Origin of the sequence: Seohaeicola nanhaiensis (assembly GCF_042654245.1) — a bacterium.
GTDB classification, from domain to species: Bacteria; Pseudomonadota; Alphaproteobacteria; order Rhodobacterales; family Rhodobacteraceae; genus Seohaeicola_A; species Seohaeicola_A nanhaiensis.
Window position 1 is genome coordinate 540,911 of sequence record NZ_JBHSGI010000024.1, and the last position, 17,275, is coordinate 558,185.

A 17,275-nucleotide genomic window follows, 5' to 3' on the forward strand; every position below is an offset into this window, starting at 1 on the left:
GTCGATCAGGCCGATTTGGCCAGGTCGCGCAGCACGTAGTGCAGCACGCCGCCGTGTTCGATGTATTCGACCTCGATCGCGGTATCGATGCGGCACTTGATCTGGATCGTCTTCGTGCTGCCATCCGCATAGGTGATGGTGCAGGGGACGGTCTGAAGCGGCTGGATGGTGTCCAGGCCGGTGATCGAGACGGTTTCGTCGCCCTTGAGGCCAAGTGACTTGCGGGTGTCTCCGCCGGTGAACTCGAAGGGGATGACGCCCATGCCGACGAGGTTGCTGCGGTGGATACGCTCGAAGCTTTCGGCGATGACTGCCTTGACGCCCAGCAGCGCGGTGCCCTTGGCCGCCCAGTCGCGCGAGGAGCCGGCGCCGTATTCGATCCCGGCGAAGATGACCAGCGGCGTGCCCATGGCCTGATAGGCCATGGAGGCATCGTAGATCGAGGTCTGCTCGCCATCGGGCCCGAGGGTATAGCCGCCTTCGACGCCATCCAGCATCTCGTTCTTGATGCGGATGTTGGCGAAGGTGCCGCGCATCATGACTTCATGGTTTCCGCGGCGCGAGCCGTAGGAGTTGAAGTCGCGCGGGGCCACCTGACGTTCGGTCAGATACTGGCCGGCCGGGGTGGAGGGCTTGAAGGAGCCCGCGGGCGAGATGTGGTCGGTTGTGATCATGTCGCCGAGCAGCGCCAGGACACGCGCCCCGGTGATGTCGGTGATCGCGCCCTTCTCCTTGGACATGCCCTGGAAGTAGGGCGGGTTCTGGATGTAGGTCGAGGTCGGCGGCCAGTCGTAGGTTTCGGACTCGGTGATCTCGACCGCCTGCCACTTCTCGTCGCCCTTGAAGACGTCGGCGTATTTGCTCTGGAAGGCGGCGCGGGTCACGGTCTGTTCGACCAGATCGGCGATTTCCTTCGTGGTCGGCCAGATGTCCTTCAGATAGACGGGCTGGCCGTTGCTGCCGGTGCCGAGCGGTTCGGTGGTCAGGTCGATGTTCATGTCACCGGCCAGCGCATAGGCGACGACCAGCGGCGGCGAGGCCAGGTAGTTGGCGCGCACGTCGGGCGAGATGCGGCCTTCGAAGTTGCGGTTGCCCGACAGGACGGCGGTTGCCACGAGGTCGCCCTCGGCGATGGCGGCCGAGATCTCGGGCTGCAGCGGGCCGGAGTTGCCGATGCAGGTGGTGCAGCCATAGCCGACGAGGTTGAAGCCTACGGCGTCCAGATCCTTTTGCAGGTCGGCGGCTTCGAGGTATTCGCTCACCACCTGGCTTCCCGGAGCGAGCGAGGTCTTGACCCAGGGCTTGCGGGTCAGGCCGAGTTCGCGCGCCTTTCGGGCGACGAGACCGGCGCCGATCATCACGTAGGGGTTCGAGGTATTGGTGCAGGAGGTGATCGAGGCGATCACGACCTTGCCCGAGGACATGGTGTAGTCTTCGCCCTTGACCGGCACCTGCTTGTCTAGCGGACGCTTGAAGGTATCGGTCATCTCATGCGCGAAACCGGCCTTGGCATCGGTCAGTGCCAGGAAATCCTGCGGCCGCTTGGGCCCCGAGATGGCGGGGACGATGGTGCCCATGTCGAGTTCGAGCGTCGAGGTATAGACCGGCGCATAGTCGGCGCCGCGCCAGAAGCCGTTTTCCTTGGCATAGGCCTCGACCAGGGCGATGCGGTCTTCGTCGCGGCCGGTCTGGCGCAGGTAGCGCAGGGTTTCGTTGTCGATCGGGAAGAAGCCGCAGGTGGCGCCGTATTCGGGCGCCATGTTGGCGATCGTCGCACGGTCGGCGAGCGGCAGGTGATCGAGACCTTCGCCGTAGAATTCGACGAACTTGTTCACCACGCCGTGCTTGCGCAGCATCTGCACCACTTTCAGCACGAGGTCGGTGGCGGTGGTGCCTTCGACCATCGCGCCGCTGAGCTTGAAGCCGACGACCTCGGGGATCAGCATCGACACGGGCTGGCCGAGCATCGCGGCCTCGGCCTCGATCCCGCCGACGCCCCAGCCCAGAACGGCCAGGCCGTTGACCATCGTCGTATGCGAGTCGGTGCCGACCAGCGTGTCGGGGTAGGCGACTGTGGCGCCGCTCTGGTCGGTGTCGGTCCAGACGGTCTGGGCCAGGTATTCCAGATTCACCTGGTGGCAGATGCCGGTGCCGGGCGGCACGACGCGGAAGTTGTTGAAGGCGTTCTGGCCCCACTTCAGGAAGGTATAGCGCTCCATGTTGCGCTCGTATTCCCGGTCGACGTTCATCTGGAAGGCGCGGGGGTTGCCAAATTCGTCGATCATGACCGAGTGGTCGATGACCAGATCGACGGGATTCAGCGGGTTGATCTTCTGGGCGTCGCCGCCGAGGCCCTTGATACCATCGCGCATGGCGGCGAGGTCGACCACGGCGGGAACGCCGGTGAAGTCCTGCATCAGCACGCGGGCCGGGCGGTAGGCGATCTCGCGCGGGTTCTTGCCGCCCTTATCGGCCCATTCGGCGAAGGCCTTGATGTCATCGACCGAGACGGTCTTGCCGTCCTCGAAGCGCAGCATGTTTTCCAGCACCACCTTCAGCGAGGCGGGGAGCCTGGAGAAGTCGCCAAGGCCGGCGGCAGTGGCGGCGGGGATCGAGTAATAGGCAATGGATTTGCCGTTCACGCTCAGCGATTTGCGTGTCTTGGCGGTATCGTGTCCGACGGTGATGGGCATGCGTGGCCTCCCTTAATGCTGAAACAGGGGAATTCGCTGGGGGCCTTCTGCATCAGGCAGGCCCTGCGTTCAATAGCTATCCGGCGGGGTGCGGCGTTTTTTGTATACCATTGCACACAATGTGACCGTAGGGCGACTGCGGCGCCCCTGTGGATGCGGTTTCAAGAAACCTTGATTGGTCATTACAATCCCGGATGACTAGAGCTTATCCTTACTTCTACATCAAGGAAACCGCCGATGACGCCGCCCCGTGCCCTGTTCGCCGCCGCTTTTGCCGTGCTGGCGCACCCTGTGATGGCCGGCGATTCGCAGGTGGTGGTCGAGCTGTTCACCTCGCAGGGGTGTTCGTCCTGCCCGCCGGCCGATGCGGTGTTCCGCGATCTGGCCCAGCGGGAGGACGTGATCGCGCTGGCGCTGCATGTGGACTATTGGGACTATATCGGATGGGAGGACGCCTTTGCCGATCCGGAGTATGCCGTGCGCCAGCGCGCCTATGCGGCGGCGGCGGGACGGCGGATGATCTACACGCCGCAGATGATCGTGCAGGGGCGTGAGGATCTCGTGGGCGTCAAGACCATGGAGCTGGCCGAGCTGATCCTGAAGTATCGCGAAAGCGACCCCACTGTGGGGATCGACGTCGCGCGCAGCGGCGGCAAGGTGGTGGTTCAGCTGTCGCCGCTGGCCCAGCTGAGCGGGCCCTACGATGTGCAGCTGGTGCGGTATGATCCGCTGCGGTCCTCGCATATCACCCGGGGCGAGAATGCCGGGCATGATTTCGATTACGCCAATGTCGTGACCGACTGGGAGGTGATCGGCCGTTGGGACGGCAAGGCGCCCGCGACGCTGCACGCGCCGCTGCGGGGTGATGCACCGGCGGTGGTGCTGGTGCAGCAGGCCGGCGCCGGACCGATTGCCGGAGCGGCGCGCCTGGACTGAGGCTGGCCTGCGGACCGTCCTATTCGGGCGGATCCGCGGAGGTGCCGGGCTGGAGGCCAAGGTGCATCCAGGGTTTCCAGCGGCGGTGAATCCAGAACCACTGATCCATGTGCCGGCGCACCAGCGCCTCCAGATCGTCGTGTACGGCCTGCGTCATCGTTTCGGGGTCGGAATGCGCAATGGGGGCGTGCATCTCGATCTCGAAATCGAGGCCATTGGGCTGGCGGACGACGTAGATCGGGATCAGCAGCGCGTCGTATTTCAGGGCGAGTTCGGCAGAGACGACCGAGCTGACGGCGGGTTGGCCGAAAAAGGTGAGTTCCCTGCCGCCGTGGACGTGCAGGTCGGCGGCGATGGCGATGATGCCGCCGTCCTTGAGGTGGCGCACCATCTCCATCATCCCGCGCCGCCCCTGTTCCCACATCGGCTCGCCGATCGCCTTGATCGCGGCGGTGTAATGTTCGTTGAACCAGGGGTTGGCCATGCGCCGGTAGAGCGCGCCCATCGGGTGTCCGCGGTGGAAGAGATTGGCGCGCAGCACGTCGTAATTGCCGAAATGGCCGGTGATGAGGATCACCGGGCGGCCCTGCGCGCGCGCCTCTTCCAGAGCGGCGAGGCCGGGGCCGGTGATTGGGGCGGCGCGGGCGCGGTCGAGGAAGGGCTGGCCGGAATAGAATTCGATCAGGGTGCGGCCCGCGTTGTCGGGCACGGCGCGCAGCAGGTGCGCGACCTCGTGCGCCGGAAGATCCGGCCGGGCGAGGGCGAGGTTGTCGCGGATGCGCTTGCGCAGGCCGGCGAGGGGGGCGACGATGCGCGAGACGATCCAGCCCATCGCCGGGACGCGCCAGCGATAGGGCAGCAGCAGGGCCGCGCCAATCATGCCGCGCAGGCCGATATTGGCCAGGAAATAGCCGGCGCGGGCGCGGCGCGAGAGCGTGGAAGGATCGGCGGGCAAGGTCTGTCGGCCCCATCAGAATTGCGGTGCCAGACATATAGGCCTGTGCACGCGATCTCAAGCGCGGGGGGGCGGTGTCGTGACGTCGGGTGCGGGCGCTATTCCTCTTCCTCGAAGCGTTCGTCTGGGTTGAGCAGCTCGATCTCGCCCTCGTCGGCCATCTTGCGGATGACGCCGACCACGGCGTTCATCGCGGCCTCGGCGTCCTTGGGGCGGACCTTGCCCTTGCCCTCGATCTCTTCGCGCAGATTGTCGGCCATGCGCGAGGACATGTTGGAGAGCAGGAAATCGACCACGCCCGAGGTCTGGTCGTCGGTGGAGCCGGCCATGGCCAGAACCAGCGTATCGGCGTCGACGGCGCGCACCACCGCGGGAACATCGCGCGGCCCGACGCGAATGGAGACATGGGCGAAGGTGAAGATCTCCTTGCGCACCTCGCCGGCGAATTCGGCGTCCGTTTCATCGAGCGACGTCAGCACGTCGTCGCGGGTGCGCGCGGCGGACTGGTTCAGGATCGCGCCGACCCGCACGCCCGGTGCGGACTTGAAGGCGCGGGGTGGGATGTCGTCGAGCTGCGCCGCGAGGGAGAGGCCGATACGATCCACCGCCTCGGGCGTGACGGAGGCGGTGAGGGACATCGCATAGGTGACCCGCCGGGCCAGGGGACCGGGCAGTTTTGCCAGTGCCTGGGCGGCCTTGGCGGTGTCGAGCTTGGAAAGCAGGACGGCCGCCACCTCGGTGCTTTCCGCCTCGAAGAAGGGAAGCAGCGTGTCGACGTCGAGATCGCGCAGGCGGGCCCAGGGATCGCCGAGTTGGCGCACGCCGGCCTCTTTGCGCAGGCGCGCGGCGGTCTGCGGGCTGATCTTGCCATCAAGTGCGTCGAGCGCGCCGGCGAGACCCTTGGGGAAGGAGAGGCCGACGCTTTCCAGCGCATCGGCGAATTCGGCAACGACAGCCTCAAGCGTCACCCGGTCGATCAGGCCCATGCGGCCCATCTGCTGGGTCAGGCTGGCCTGAAGATCGTCGGGCAGGTCTTCCAGCGGGATGTCGGCGCCTTCGTTCAGCAGCAGGCGCACGATGATCGCCGCCTTGGCGCGCATGTCGAGCGGGCGGGGCACCTTGACCCCGCCCTTGTCGGGCGAAGACATACCCTGCGCCGCGGCGGCCCCGGGCATCTCGGCCATGGGGCGCGCCATCGGCAGCGCGCTTCCCGGCAAATTCATGCGCAAAGCCGGCATCGCCGGCAGGTTCGCCATCGCGTCGTCGTTCATTCCACGCCCGATTCAGCCCTTGTGCCCCCTGTCCCGGGGGATGGGGGCACTCTAGGGCGGCAGGCGTAAAGAAACGTTGAAACGGATCAGTAGCTGTAGGTTGCGCCGGTGCGGATCGCCTCGCGCAGCGAGGCTTCGGCCCAGGTGCCTTCGCCGCCACGCGCCTTGATCTCGCGCCATTGGGCGATGGCGCCGTCGATCCGGCCCTGCGCGACCAGGCCCTGGCCCATGTAGGAGCGGGCGAGCAGGTTGTCGGGATTGCGCGCAAGAGCCTTGTCGTAGAAGGCCTGGGCCTGGTCGGCATGACCCATCTTGCGGTGGGTGAAACCCCAGTAGGTCAGCACGCGGTCGTCCGACTGGTCGGGCATCGCCGCCAGCACGGCCTGCGCATCGGTGTAGCGGCCGGCATAGGCCAGTTCGCGCACCGCCTCATAGAGCGTGTCCGAGCCGAGGTCCGATTTCTTGGGGTCGACGCATTTCTGCACCTTCTCGTCCCAGACCTGAACGCCGGTGCAGCTTTGCGTGGTCGCTGTCGGTTTCGGTGGTGTGGTCGAGTCGCTGCCGGCGGCCAGGGCCAGACCGGGCAGGGAGAGCGGCAGGACGAGGGCGAGGGCGGTTGCGATGCGCATGGGTAACTCCGTTCTGATCTACTACAGGGCACCGCGCGACCCGCCGGCGGAATGCCGGGGGCCGGGGGGCGTCCGGTTAATCGTTACACGGGATCGGCGGATCAGCTGGTGATCTGCTTCACACAGGATTTGGTGGCGTCGTCCCAGGCGTGACCGGCGGCGCAGGATTGCGCCTTCTGGTCGTGGCCCAGGCATTGGGCAAGGCTGGCGACCGGGGCCAGCGCGAGGGCGAGGGTGGTCAAGGCAATCCTGAACGTCATGATGTCAACCTCCGGTGAACCTGATGCACCGGAGGGTAACGCGGGCGGGGCGTCGCGCAAAACGATTTCCGCGGCGATCACGCCAGCGTGTGCGCCGCCGCCGTCAGGCGCCGGAAAACTGCAAATTTTCCGGTCGTTTTCCGTGCCGGAAAACGGCGCCGGTGGCGGAGTCAGGCGCCGAAGACGCGGGCGAAGATCGTGTCGACGTGCTTGGTGTGATAGCCGAGGTCGAACTTTTCCTCGATTTCGGCGGGCGAGAGCGCGGCGGTCACCTCGGGGTCGGCCAGCAACTCGGTCTTGAAGTCGGCGCCCTGTTCCCAGACCTTCATCGCGTTGCGCTGCACCAGGCGATAGGAATCCTCGCGGCTAACGCCGGCCTGGGTGAGGGCCAGCAGCACGCGCTGCGACATCACGAGGCCGCGGAATTTGTTCATGTTCCGCATCATGTTGTCCGGGTAAACCACGAGATTCTCGATCAGACCTGTCAGGCGGCCCAGCGCGAAGTCGAGCGTCACGGTGGTGTCGGGGCCGATGTTGCGCTCGACCGACGAATGCGAGATGTCGCGTTCATGCCAGAGCGCCACGTTCTCGAGCGCGGGCACCACGGCCATGCGCACGAGGCGGGCGAGGCCGGTGAGGTTTTCCGAGAGCACCGGGTTGCGCTTGTGCGGCATGGCCGAGCTGCCCTTCTGGCCCTTGGAGAAGAACTCCTCGGCCTCCAGCACTTCGGTGCGCTGCATGTGGCGGATTTCGATGGCGATGTTCTCGATCGAGCTGCCGACGACGCCGAGCGCCGCGAAGAAGGCGGCGTGGCGATCGCGGGGAATCACTTGGGTGGAAATCGGCTCGGGCGTGAGACCCAGCATCTTGCAGACATGTTCCTCGACGCGCGGGTCGATGTTGGCGAAGGTGCCGACTGCGCCGGAGATTGCGCCGGTGGCGATTTCCTCGCGCGCCGCGCGCAGGCGGCGCAGGTTGCGGTCCATCTCGGCATAAAAGCGGGCGAAGGTCAGGCCCATGGTCGTCGGCTCGGCGTGGATGCCGTGGCTGCGGCCGATGCGGACGGTGTCCTTGTGTTCGTAGGCACGTTTCTTCAGCGCGGCGAGCAGCTTTTCGACATCGGCGATCAGCAGGTCCGCGGCGCGGGTGAGCTGGACGTTGAAGCAGGTGTCGAGCACGTCGGAGGAGGTCATGCCCTGGTGGACGAAGCGGGCCTCGTCCGAGCCGATATGCTCCGCGAGGTGGGTCAGGAAGGCGATGACGTCATGTTTGGTGACGGCCTCGATCTCGTCGATGCGCGCGGTGTCGAACTGGACGTCCTTCGCCTTCCACACGGCTTCGGCGTTCTCTTTCGGGATCACGCCGAGCGCGGCCATCGCGTCGCAGGCATGGGCCTCGATCTCGAACCAGATGCGGAACCGCGTTTCGGGGGACCAGATGGCGACCATGTCGGGACGGGAATAGCGGGGGATCATATCGGACGGCACCTGTTGGGGTTGGACATCGGGGATGGCGGCCTCTTAGACTGCGCGGGCAGGCGCGGCAAGGCGGGAGCGGCGGGATGGGACGGAATGCCTTTGCGGGGGTCGCGGAGAAGGTGCCGGAGATTGAGGCCTTTGCCGGGCGCTGGACGCTGGAGCGGGTGATCGACGACGCAAAGGCGGGTGAACGGCTGACGGCCGAGGGAACGGCGGTCTTTGCGCAGGAGGGCGACGGGCTGGTCTATGACGAGGCTGTCGAGATGACGCTGGGCGACGGCCGGCGGCTGAGCGGCACACGGCGGTATCTCTGGCGGCCGCGTCCCGAGGGCGGAATCGCGGTGTGCTTCGAGGACGGGCGGCTGTTCCACCGCATTGCGACCGAGGACCTGATCCAGGAGGACCGGCACGATTGCGCGCCCGACCTTTATGTCGGTGCCTATGATTTCACCGGCTGGCCGGAGTTCCGGGTGCGCTGGCAGGTGAGCGGCCCGCGCAAGGACTACCGGATGGTCACGGTCTATCGGCGGGCCTGACTCAGGCGACTTGCATCGCCGCGAGCGCATCGCGGTTGCGGCAGTAGGCCGGCGCGGCATCGAGATGGGTGTTGCCGCTCTGCAGCGTGGCGCAGGCCGACTTTTCGGCGCAGCCGGCGCAGCGCATGATCATGCCGCGCAGGCGATACGATTCCTGTTCGGGATGGTGCAGCAGGCGGTCGTCGAGGGCGATGTCGAGCCGGTCGGCCATGCCGGTCACGAGATCGGCGCTTTGTGCGATGCGGGTGAGGAAGCCCATGTCAGTCTCCATATGTGCGGATGACCCCTGATCGCACGCCGCTGCCTTCAAGAACCATGATCTGGATCAAGGGTATACCAATGCTGCATCTGCAAATCGCCGCTTGCGGCACCGGGCGGGCTGGGGCATCAATCGGACAACCCTAGGGACGATGAGGAGACCGGGACATGACGATTGCAATGAACCGCGGCGCACTGGCCGAGGTGGTGGGGCCGAGCGAGGGCCTGGGGCTGCGTGCCAAGCAGGTCGCGCTGGTGGTGGCGGGCATCGCGCTGCTGACCGTGGCCGCGAACATCCGCGTGCCGATGTGGCCGGTGCCGGTGACCATGCAGACCTTCGCGGTTCTGACGCTGGGCGCGGCCTATGGCGCGCGGCTGGGGCTGGCGACGCTGCTGGGCTATCTCGCACTGGGCGCGCTGGGTGTGACCGTCTTCACCGGCGAGGGCGCCGGACTGGCCTATATGGCGGGCCCGACGGGCGGCTATCTGGTGGGCTTCGCCGTGGCGGCGGGTCTTGTCGGCTGGCTGGCCGAGCGCGGATGGTCGCGGAGCGTGGGCGGCATGGTCGCTGCGCTGCTGATCGGCAATGCTGTGGTCTATGCCTTCGGGATGCCCTGGATGGCTTACCTGTTCCTGGCCGACAAGGGCGCGGCCTGGGTGATGCAGTGGGGCATGACCAACTTTCTGCTGGGCGACGCGCTGAAGCTGGTGCTGGCCGCGCTGCTGCTGCCCGCCGCCTGGAAGCTGGTGGGCAAGGCGCGCTGAAGCACGCCAGGTGACGTAAGACGGCCGGGCACTGGTGCCCGGCCTTTTTCGTTTCCGGCCTAGCGTGTGACCCGGGAGGCCGTGCGCGCCGGCGGCACCTGCGGCAGATCTGAGTCGACCGTCGCGGCGGGAAGGATGAGGGTGATTACCGTGCCTTTGGCAGAAGAGGCGATGGTCATCCCGCCGCCGGACTGGCGGGCAAAGCCGGTTGCAACGGCGAGGCCCATGCCGCTGCCGATGCCGACGGGTTTGGTGGAGAAGAAGGGATCGGTGACGCGTCCGATCAGGTCGCGGGGAATGCCGGTGCCGCTGTCGCAGACCTCGATCGCGACATAGGCCCCCGGAGGCAGGAAGCTGCCATCGGGCATCAGGTGGCTGCGCAGGTCGGCAACCGTGCGGGACCGGAGGGTGATGCGCCCGCCGTTGGGCATCGCATCGCGGGCGTTGGCAATCAGCTGGAGCAGCACGGCGACAAGCTGGGATTCGTCGGTCACGACCGTCAGGTCGGCTGGGGGCGGCTCGATCACCAGCGTGATCGACGAGGGCAGGACCGCCCTGGCACCCGTGGCGACCTGGTCCATGGCCCGGCGCAGGACGATGCGGGCCCGGGTCATCCGCGCGGAGCGGGTATAGGCGAGCAGCTGGCGCACCAGTTCGGCCGAGCGCAGCGCGGCTGCATGGGCCTCGCCCAGAAGTTCCTGGCGTTCGGCGTCGTCAGACGAGAGGGCGGCGAGTTCCAGATTGCCCTGGATCGCCGTCAGGGAATTGTTGAACTGATGGGCGATTCCACCGGCGACCTGGCCGATGGCTTCGAGTCTCTGTGCCTCGGCATTGCGACGCAGGCTCTGCATGGTCTCCCGGGCGCGGGCGCGCTGGGTCAGCATCGCCTGAGCGAGATAGCCGATCGAGGCGAGGCCGGCGACGGCCATGATCACCTGCTGGGACGTGGCCTGCGCCAGCGGCAGATAGTGAACCAGCAGCGCGACATGGGCGCAGAACAGGGTTGCCACGGTGCCCCAGATGATGGTCAGCGCGCTTTCGCCGCGCCAGATCAGGAAGACGAGCAGACAGGCATAGGCGGCGGTGGAGGTAAAGGCGATGGGCACGCTGGGTTCCATCATGGCGCGGATGGGCAGCCAGATGAAGGCGACCAACAGCAGCAGGAAAAGGCCATGCGCGACGGTGACATCACGGTTGGAGGGGGCGGGCGGCCGGGAGGAGAGAAACCGCCAATAGACCGCCATCACCCCGAAATAGCCGGCAAGCCAGAACCAGACGGCGTGCCACTGCCAGAAGTAGTTGAGGATGACTCCGCCGGAGAAGATGGCGGAAAATCGCAGCAGAGCCTCCGCACGCGACGGAAACTCGACCAGCCTGAGCCGGTTGATCTCTGCCCTGTTGCCCATTCCAGGCCCTTCACGCGGTCGTGATCGGGGGATTTCGGCGTAGGCTAGGGTGAGTTTACGTTTACGTCAATGCGAGCCTTCGTCATGCCATCAGGCGCGGGTCGAAGGGGTAGGTGGTGAGGTTTTCGTGGCCGGTCTCGGTGATCAGCACCTGGTCTTCGAGCTTGATGGTGAAGGCGCCGCCCACCGCGCCGACCGCCGCCTCGACACAGAGCACCATGCCGGGTTCCAGCGCATAGTCAAAGGCACCGGGCACCGCCTTGTCCGGATAGGAGACCAGCGGCCACTCGTCGCAGAGGCCGACGCCGTGCATCAGGCAGCCGTATTTCTGCGCCTGATACTGGTCGTCGAGACGGTGGGCGTTGGCGGTGAGTTCCGGGATGGTCACGCCCGGCTTCAGCATCGCCATGTTGGTCATGATGTGTTCATGTGCGTGGCGCATGGCGTCGATCATCTCTTGCGGCGGTTTGGCGTCGCCGATCCACCAGCTGCGCGAGATGTCGACGCAGATGCCATAGGCGCCGATCAGGTCGGTGTCGAAGCTGACGATCTCGTTGTTCTGCACCACGCGCTGGCCGCATTCCTGGAACCACGGGTTGGTGCGCGGGCCCGAGGCGAGCAGGCGGGTTTCGATCCATTCGCCGCCGCGACGGATGTTCTCGGCGTGCAGGATCGCCCAGATGTCGTCCTCGGAGGTGCCGCCCAAAGGGACGGAGGCGCGGGCGAAATCTTCCATCGCCTGGACCGAGGCCTCGCAGGCGACCATGGCGCAGCGCATCGCGCGGATCTCGTCCTGCCCCTTCACGGCGCGGGTCTTTTCGGTGACCTCTTCGCCTTCCTCGATGGTGAAGCCCTGCGCCTCGAGCGCGCGCAGCCCGTGCAGCATGATCTTGTCGACGGCCAGGCGTCGGTTGCCGCCGGCGTGTTCGGCCATGAGAATGCGCACCTCGTTGGCGAAGGTGTCGGCAGCGACATCCACCTTGTCGCCCCGGTCGAAGTAGAAGAGGTCGGCGCCGGAGTGCACCTCGCGGACCAATGTATTGAATTTGCTGAGGAAAGGGGAGTTCTTATAGTCCCACATCACCATGTAGCCATCGGCGCAGAGCAGCACGGCGCGGAAGGGGTTATGGGTGTTCCAGAGCTGCATGTTGGTGGAGTCGGTGGCATAGCGGATGTTCAACGGGTCGAACATGAGGAGACCGCCGTAGCCTCTTGTTTCCAGTGCTTTTGTCAGGCGGTTCCAGCGATGCTCGCGCATCCTTGGAAGGTCGGGCAGCTCCAACCCCCGGGCCTGCCATTCGGAGAGGGCCAGGCGGGTGGGCCCGATCTCGATCCGGTCGTCGTTGTTGGGGCTGCCGTCGGCCAGGGTGGCGCCGCGGGTGGGGTCGATCTTGCGCGTGTCGCGGTAGTGCGAGTTCATCAGGACGCCTTTCGCTGCCATGGGTGCATCCTGTGGGGCGGCGGGTGGCGCCGTCCCGACCGGCTGCGACCTCCAAGCATGTCGTATTTTGGCCTTGGCGACGGTTCCGGGGGGCGCAGGGGTTGCGGGGACGGGAAATGCCCGCAAAAACGGATGCGCGGTGTCGCCCCTCCCTACCACCCTTCAGGGTAGGGCGATTCGGAGAATGCGGGTTGAACGGGTGACAGGTCTATTGCCGGACGGGCGGTTGGTCGGCGGGCGTGCGGGGCCGGGGAGTCGGGATGAAAGAACTGGACATCGGGTCGGCACCCTTGCAGAGCCACATTCCCTACGATCCCTTTGCGGAACGTCCCTTGCCGGGCATCCAGCCGCTGGACATGGCGGCGTGGCTGATCCGGGACGAGGCGTTTGCCGGGCAGATGGCGCTGCGGGACCGTCTGGTGGCCGAGCGCCCCGAAGCGGTGCTCGCAATGGAGCCGGCGGCGCGGCCGGCGGCGGAGGAACTGCTGGAGCTGGTGCTGGGGCTCGTTGCACCCGGGGCGGGCGAAATTGTGACGCGCGCGGATGGGGTCGACGTGCCGGTGAACCGGGCGCGGCCGCTGCAGACGCTGGCGCGGCTGGTGCAAGAGGATCTCTGCATTCTGGAAAAGCGCGGCGATGAGCATGTGATGACGGCGGCGGTGCTGTGCTTTCCGGCGAGCTGGCGGCTGGACGAAAAGTTCGGGCGGCCGCTGATCGACATTCACGAGCCGGTGACGGCCTATGATGCAGGGATTGCCGCGCGTGTGCAGCGTCTGTTCGACGGCGTGCGGGTGGGGATGCCGCTGTGGCGGTTCAACCGGTTGTGGTATGTCGACCCCGATCTGCACCAGCCGCGCAGCATCCACGAGCGCCGTCCGAAGCCGGAGCCAGGACGCGGAGGCTACCTTCGTTCCGAGCGGCAATGCCTTGTCAGGCTTGAGAAAACCCGGGCGGTGGTGTTTTCGATCCACACCTATGTGATGGCGCGCGCGGCGGTGCTGGCGCAGGGCCTGGACCCGAAGGGCAGCTGAGCCGGCGTCAGATCGGAAGCGCTGTCGTGATCCTTTCCAGAGCTCCGGTGCATTGCAGCGTGACCACAAGCCCCGTGAGGGTCAGAACCTGGGTGTTGAGCCGGAAATCCTCGCCCCGCACCAGGTTGACCGCCGCCATGCAGAGCGCAACGGGCAAAGAGAAGGTGGCCAGCATGACGGTCATGCCCCAGATGGCCAGCCGGCGCACGTCGCTTTGTTCGGGGTCGACCTCCATGGGTTCGAAACTGACCGCGAAGGCCGAGGTACCCTCGGGCGGGGTCTCGTCGCGCGGGGCAAAGCGCCGTGCATTGGGGTCGGCGAAGCCTCTGCGGTGGTGTGCCAGGCTTTCGCAGCGGCCGGCAAAGGCCGAGAGGAATTCGCCGGTGGTGAGCAGGGTCAGAGGATCGAGCCATTCGACCATCTGCACATCGAATTCATAGCTCGCACGGAAGAGCATTACGATCAGGAGCAGTTCGGAGATTTCGCGATCATCGCCGCCGGTCGGGCAGAGTTCGATCTCCACGCGGTGCTGACGGTCTGTGGGAGTGACGAGCTTGAAGTTCTCGAACCGCAGGCCGCGCTGGCCATGTTCGCCGGGGATCAGGTCTTGCGTCAGCTTGAGGGTGACGGTGGAGCGGTCGGAGGTGACCCGTGCCGTCTGTCCGTCGATCAGGGTGCTGTTCACGACGCGGTGACCATAGTCTTCGAAGGTCGCCGATGCGATACGTGCCAACCGTTCGAGCATCGCGTCCGCGGCGGCGAACATGACGATGCCCCCGTGATAGCTGCCGTGCCCGTCCATCGGTTTCCCCCCAGTCGCAATACTAAACTCTGAGTTGAGTATCCTGCCGCTTCTGGGAGAAACTGTGACAGTCTGGCACAAAAATCAGGAATTTCCGGTGGATAGGCGAATTGACGCTGGTCCGGAAATCGCTGTTTTTTAAGGCAATCGCAGGTTTTGCGACGGAAATGTGGCGAAACTCTGGCGATCAGCCGTCGATCCGCGCAGCCATCAGAGCGATGGCCTGCTGGTAGACCGTGGCCCCGTTCCAGGCCTGGATCACCTTGAAATTCGGCTGGCCCTGTTGATAGCCCTTGCCGGGTTGCCAGCCCTTGGCGCGCAGGAAATTGGCGGTCGAGGCGAGGGCGTCGGTCATGTTGTAGAAATCCACCCGACCGTCGCCGGTGGCATCGACGCCATAGGCCAGCGCGTTGCCGGGCAGGAACTGGGTATGTCCGAGCTCGCCGTGCTTGGCCCCGAGCGTGCCGGTGGTGATCGAGCCCTGATCGACCAGCATGAGGGCGCCGATGGCATGGGGGATGAAGAATTCGGAGCGGCGGCAGTCGTAGGCGAGCGTCACGATGGCCGAGACGATCTGGCTGTCGCCCATGAAGTTGCCGAAACCGGTCTCCATCCCGTGCAGGGTGAGCAGTATACCGGCGGGAACGCCGTATTGCGCCTCGAGCGTGCGATAGAAGTTCGGGTTGGACTTCAGCCGCTTGCGGCCCTGTGAGACGATGGCATCGGCGCCGCGCACCTTCATGAACTTGTCGAGCGTGTATTTGAAGCTTTTCTGGCCGCGGTCCGCGGCGATGGTGCGGGTGGCATATTGGGCCTGAGCCAGCGCCTCGAGGCCCTTTTTGCGCACGCCGGCCTGCTGGGCCGTGGCGGCGAAATCGGCTTTCCACGCATTGAAGCCGGCGCCGGTATTGCCGCAGGGGGCGGCGGCGGCGGGCAGGGCGGCGAGGCTGGCTAGGACGGCCGCAACAAGCGGCCGGATCATGGCGTGGCGAAACATGCGTATCTTTCCTTGGTCACGGCAACGGCGTCAGATTAGCCGTGGCGCGCGGCGGTGAGAAGCCCGCGCTTGCTGTCAGCGGGTCTTGTGGGCGGCGGGCGGCTGATCGGAGAGGAGCGGCGCGTCGCTGAAGGCGGCCTGGAGGACCATCTGCGGGATATGGAGCAGGGGCAGGCCGATCCAGAGAAACAGGCCGATGCCAACCCAGATCATCCAGTTGGACGAGCTTTTGCCGGCGACGTCGGCGACGCGTCCACGGTAGCTGGATCGCGGCGGCGGCTGCCAGTCGCGGGTTTCCCCAGGGGGGGCTGCCTCTGGCGGCGTGGGGCTGGCCGCATAGCCGGGGTGGGGCTGGTAGGTGGAGACTTCCCAGCGCGGCGCGCGCGGGAGATCCGGCGAGTCAAAGGAGACGATGATGCGCCCCTTGGGCGCGGAGGAGGCAGGCCGCCCGTGGCGGACGGTCAGCGCCATGCCGACTGCATCCTCGAGCCGGTCGCCGTCTTCGAGCGGCAGGGCGCCAGCGAGATGCTGCGTCACCAGAGTATTGGCCAGGGTGAGCTGCATGCTGACCGGGACTGAAGTCGGAATGTCGTGGATTTCCAGAACCTTGCCGATCAGCACTTCGGAATTGCACAGGCGCAGGGCGCGGGCGGGACCGTCGGCCTTGAGCGGATGCATGACCATGCCGGGGGGGATCTGCTGAGCCGCGGCGGCGTCGATTTCGGCCGGGGTGAAGAACAGATCGTTGGTACAGAGATGTGCGGCGATGCCAGGTGCCCGCTCGTGCACGAGCGCCATCACCCGATTGAGCAGCGCAAGCTTGATCGCTGCCGGCGCGGGCGTGACCGGTTCGAGCGCGGCGGGAGTCGGGCCGTCGCCCACCGAAAGGACGACATGGGCGTGGGACTGGGCGAGCAGCCTCTCGAAATCGCAGCGCTTGCTGCGGCTGGCCGGCGCGGCGAGCGCCGTCTTGAGGCCGGCCGCGGGCAGTGGCGTGCGGTGAACGGCGATGCTGATGTGCAGGCGGGTGTTGCGGAACAGCGCGAACTGATCCGACGACAGCGGGCTGTCCTCGAGCGGCGGGATGCCGGAGCTTGCGAGTGTGGCGTTGAGCCGGTCGCGCAGGTCGGCGAAATTCAACTCGGGCGTGGCCCGGTAAAGCAGCGCGGCCTGAATGGTGAGAATCGGATCGGTCATCTGCTGGAGTGCCTGTCTTATTTTCATCGGACTGTTCCCGGGAAACATGGCAGCCGTTTGACGCGGGACAGGCCGGGGCGAGGAAATCGCCCTGGGCGCGCGATCCGGCTGAATTTCGCCTAGTCGACCGGGTTGACAGCCGGCTGGGACGCAGAGGCCTGTGCCAGAACCCTGTCGAGTTGTTCGGGTGTGACCTGAGCGCGCATCAGGTCTCCCAAGGTGTCGGGGCGGGTGAGCATTTCGGTCGCAACCTGCGGCGGCAGCATGGCGATGAGTTCGCCCGAAAACAGCCCGGCGATAAAGGCGGCAACCGCGATGGGCAGCATCAGGCGGCGCAGGGCCAATCCCACAGAGCTGCGCCGCGTCCGCATCTCGCGCACATCCTCGCCCACCATCGGCGCGATCACGGGTGCCTTCGGCTCCACGCCGGCGGCGCGTTTCTGGATGCGGTCGATCCGGTCGCTGAAACTTGTCTGGGGGGACATCTTACCTGGGTTCCTTGTTACCACGCATTCTACCTTAACGGGTAATGCAGACCCGATTAGGGGCAAAACGTGGCAATTTTCGGGAAGACAGGTTGCACAATGGATCGGGGGCGCCCGATTGAGCGCCCCCGACAG

At 66.1% G+C, this 17,275-nt stretch carries 17 protein-coding genes; 4 read left to right on the forward strand and 13 right to left on the reverse strand.

The features are described from left to right. Positions 1 to 5: 5 nt before the first annotated feature. Positions 6 to 2,693: an aconitate hydratase AcnA gene (gene acnA, locus ACFO5X_RS17120; protein WP_380719137.1), complete on the reverse strand. Its 2,688-nt coding sequence runs from the start codon at positions 2,691 to 2,693 to the stop codon at positions 6 to 8. A gap of 237 nt (positions 2,694 to 2,930) precedes the next feature. On the opposite strand from acnA, the gene ACFO5X_RS17125 reads away from it, so the two are divergent. After that, on the forward strand, positions 2,931 to 3,629 hold the full coding sequence (locus ACFO5X_RS17125) for a DUF1223 domain-containing protein (RefSeq protein ID WP_380719139.1): 699 nt from the start codon (positions 2,931 to 2,933) through the stop codon (positions 3,627 to 3,629). Positions 3,630 to 3,648: 19 nt separating this feature from the next. Here the strand turns inward: ACFO5X_RS17125 and ACFO5X_RS17130 are convergent, their stop codons facing one another. The 5 genes from ACFO5X_RS17130 to purB all read right to left on the reverse strand — a co-directional run bounded on the left by ACFO5X_RS17130 (position 3,649) and on the right by purB (position 8,219). After that, positions 3,649 to 4,584: a lysophospholipid acyltransferase family protein gene (locus tag ACFO5X_RS17130; RefSeq protein ID WP_380719141.1), complete on the reverse strand. Its 936-nt coding sequence runs from the start codon at positions 4,582 to 4,584 to the stop codon at positions 3,649 to 3,651. Positions 4,585 to 4,682: 98 nt separating this feature from the next. Beyond that, a complete protein-coding gene (locus ACFO5X_RS17135) occupies positions 4,683 to 5,732 on the reverse strand; it encodes a flagellar motor switch protein FliG (protein WP_380719548.1) in 1,050 nt (349 codons plus the stop codon). Positions 5,733 to 5,941: 209 nt separating this feature from the next. Then, the gene (locus tag ACFO5X_RS17140; protein WP_380719143.1) at positions 5,942 to 6,484 is read right to left on the reverse strand and encodes a tetratricopeptide repeat protein; all 543 of its coding nucleotides are present in this window, start codon (positions 6,482 to 6,484) and stop codon (positions 5,942 to 5,944) included. 101 nt (positions 6,485 to 6,585) lie between these two features. Next, entirely contained in the window at positions 6,586 to 6,744 is a 159-nt protein-coding gene (locus ACFO5X_RS17145; RefSeq protein ID WP_380719145.1) for an adenylosuccinate lyase, read from the reverse strand. Positions 6,745 to 6,914: 170 nt separating this feature from the next. Next, a complete protein-coding gene (gene purB, locus ACFO5X_RS17150; protein WP_380719147.1) occupies positions 6,915 to 8,219 on the reverse strand; it encodes an adenylosuccinate lyase in 1,305 nt (434 codons plus the stop codon). An 86-nt stretch (positions 8,220 to 8,305) separates the two neighbouring features. On the opposite strand from purB, the gene ACFO5X_RS17155 reads away from it, so the two are divergent. Continuing rightward, the gene (locus tag ACFO5X_RS17155; RefSeq protein WP_380719149.1) at positions 8,306 to 8,758 is read left to right on the forward strand and encodes a DUF6314 family protein; all 453 of its coding nucleotides are present in this window, start codon (positions 8,306 to 8,308) and stop codon (positions 8,756 to 8,758) included. Position 8,759: 1 nt separating this feature from the next. Here the strand turns inward: ACFO5X_RS17155 and ACFO5X_RS17160 are convergent, their stop codons facing one another. After that, positions 8,760 to 9,017, reverse strand: a complete 258-nt coding sequence (locus ACFO5X_RS17160; protein WP_380719151.1) for a DUF6455 family protein — start codon at positions 9,015 to 9,017, stop codon at positions 8,760 to 8,762. 167 nt (positions 9,018 to 9,184) lie between these two features. On the opposite strand from ACFO5X_RS17160, the gene ACFO5X_RS17165 reads away from it, so the two are divergent. After that, complete coding sequence (locus tag ACFO5X_RS17165) at positions 9,185 to 9,781, forward strand: biotin transporter BioY (RefSeq protein WP_380719153.1); 597 nt, start codon at positions 9,185 to 9,187, stop codon at positions 9,779 to 9,781. 59 nt (positions 9,782 to 9,840) lie between these two features. Here the strand turns inward: ACFO5X_RS17165 and ACFO5X_RS17170 are convergent, their stop codons facing one another. Together ACFO5X_RS17170 and dddP are read right to left on the reverse strand one after the other, a co-directional pair. After that, positions 9,841 to 11,187 carry a sensor histidine kinase gene (locus ACFO5X_RS17170; RefSeq protein ID WP_380719155.1) on the reverse strand — a complete coding sequence of 449 codons (1,347 nt, stop codon included), beginning with the start codon at positions 11,185 to 11,187 and terminating at the stop codon, positions 9,841 to 9,843. Between the two features lie 82 nt (positions 11,188 to 11,269). Further along, positions 11,270 to 12,607, reverse strand: a complete 1,338-nt coding sequence (gene dddP / locus ACFO5X_RS17175) for a dimethylsulfonioproprionate lyase DddP (protein ID WP_380719550.1) — start codon at positions 12,605 to 12,607, stop codon at positions 11,270 to 11,272. Between the two features lie 281 nt (positions 12,608 to 12,888). On the opposite strand from dddP, the gene ACFO5X_RS17180 reads away from it, so the two are divergent. Further along, positions 12,889 to 13,659: a heme-dependent oxidative N-demethylase family protein gene (locus tag ACFO5X_RS17180; RefSeq protein WP_380719157.1), complete on the forward strand. Its 771-nt coding sequence runs from the start codon at positions 12,889 to 12,891 to the stop codon at positions 13,657 to 13,659. 7 nt (positions 13,660 to 13,666) lie between these two features. On the opposite strand, the gene ACFO5X_RS17185 is transcribed toward ACFO5X_RS17180, so the two are convergent. The 4 genes from ACFO5X_RS17185 to ACFO5X_RS17200 form a co-directional block, all read right to left on the reverse strand. Next, a complete protein-coding gene (locus ACFO5X_RS17185) occupies positions 13,667 to 14,461 on the reverse strand; it encodes a hypothetical protein (RefSeq protein WP_380719160.1) in 795 nt (264 codons plus the stop codon). A gap of 187 nt (positions 14,462 to 14,648) precedes the next feature. Then, on the reverse strand, positions 14,649 to 15,443 hold the full coding sequence (locus tag ACFO5X_RS17190; protein WP_380719552.1) for a lytic murein transglycosylase: 795 nt from the start codon (positions 15,441 to 15,443) through the stop codon (positions 14,649 to 14,651). Between the two features lie 90 nt (positions 15,444 to 15,533). Beyond that, positions 15,534 to 16,682 carry a hypothetical protein gene (locus ACFO5X_RS17195; protein WP_380719162.1) on the reverse strand — a complete coding sequence of 383 codons (1,149 nt, stop codon included), beginning with the start codon at positions 16,680 to 16,682 and terminating at the stop codon, positions 15,534 to 15,536. Between the two features lie 92 nt (positions 16,683 to 16,774). Next, positions 16,775 to 17,140: a hypothetical protein gene (locus tag ACFO5X_RS17200; RefSeq protein WP_380719164.1), complete on the reverse strand. Its 366-nt coding sequence runs from the start codon at positions 17,138 to 17,140 to the stop codon at positions 16,775 to 16,777. Between the last annotated feature and the right edge of the window lie 135 nt (positions 17,141 to 17,275).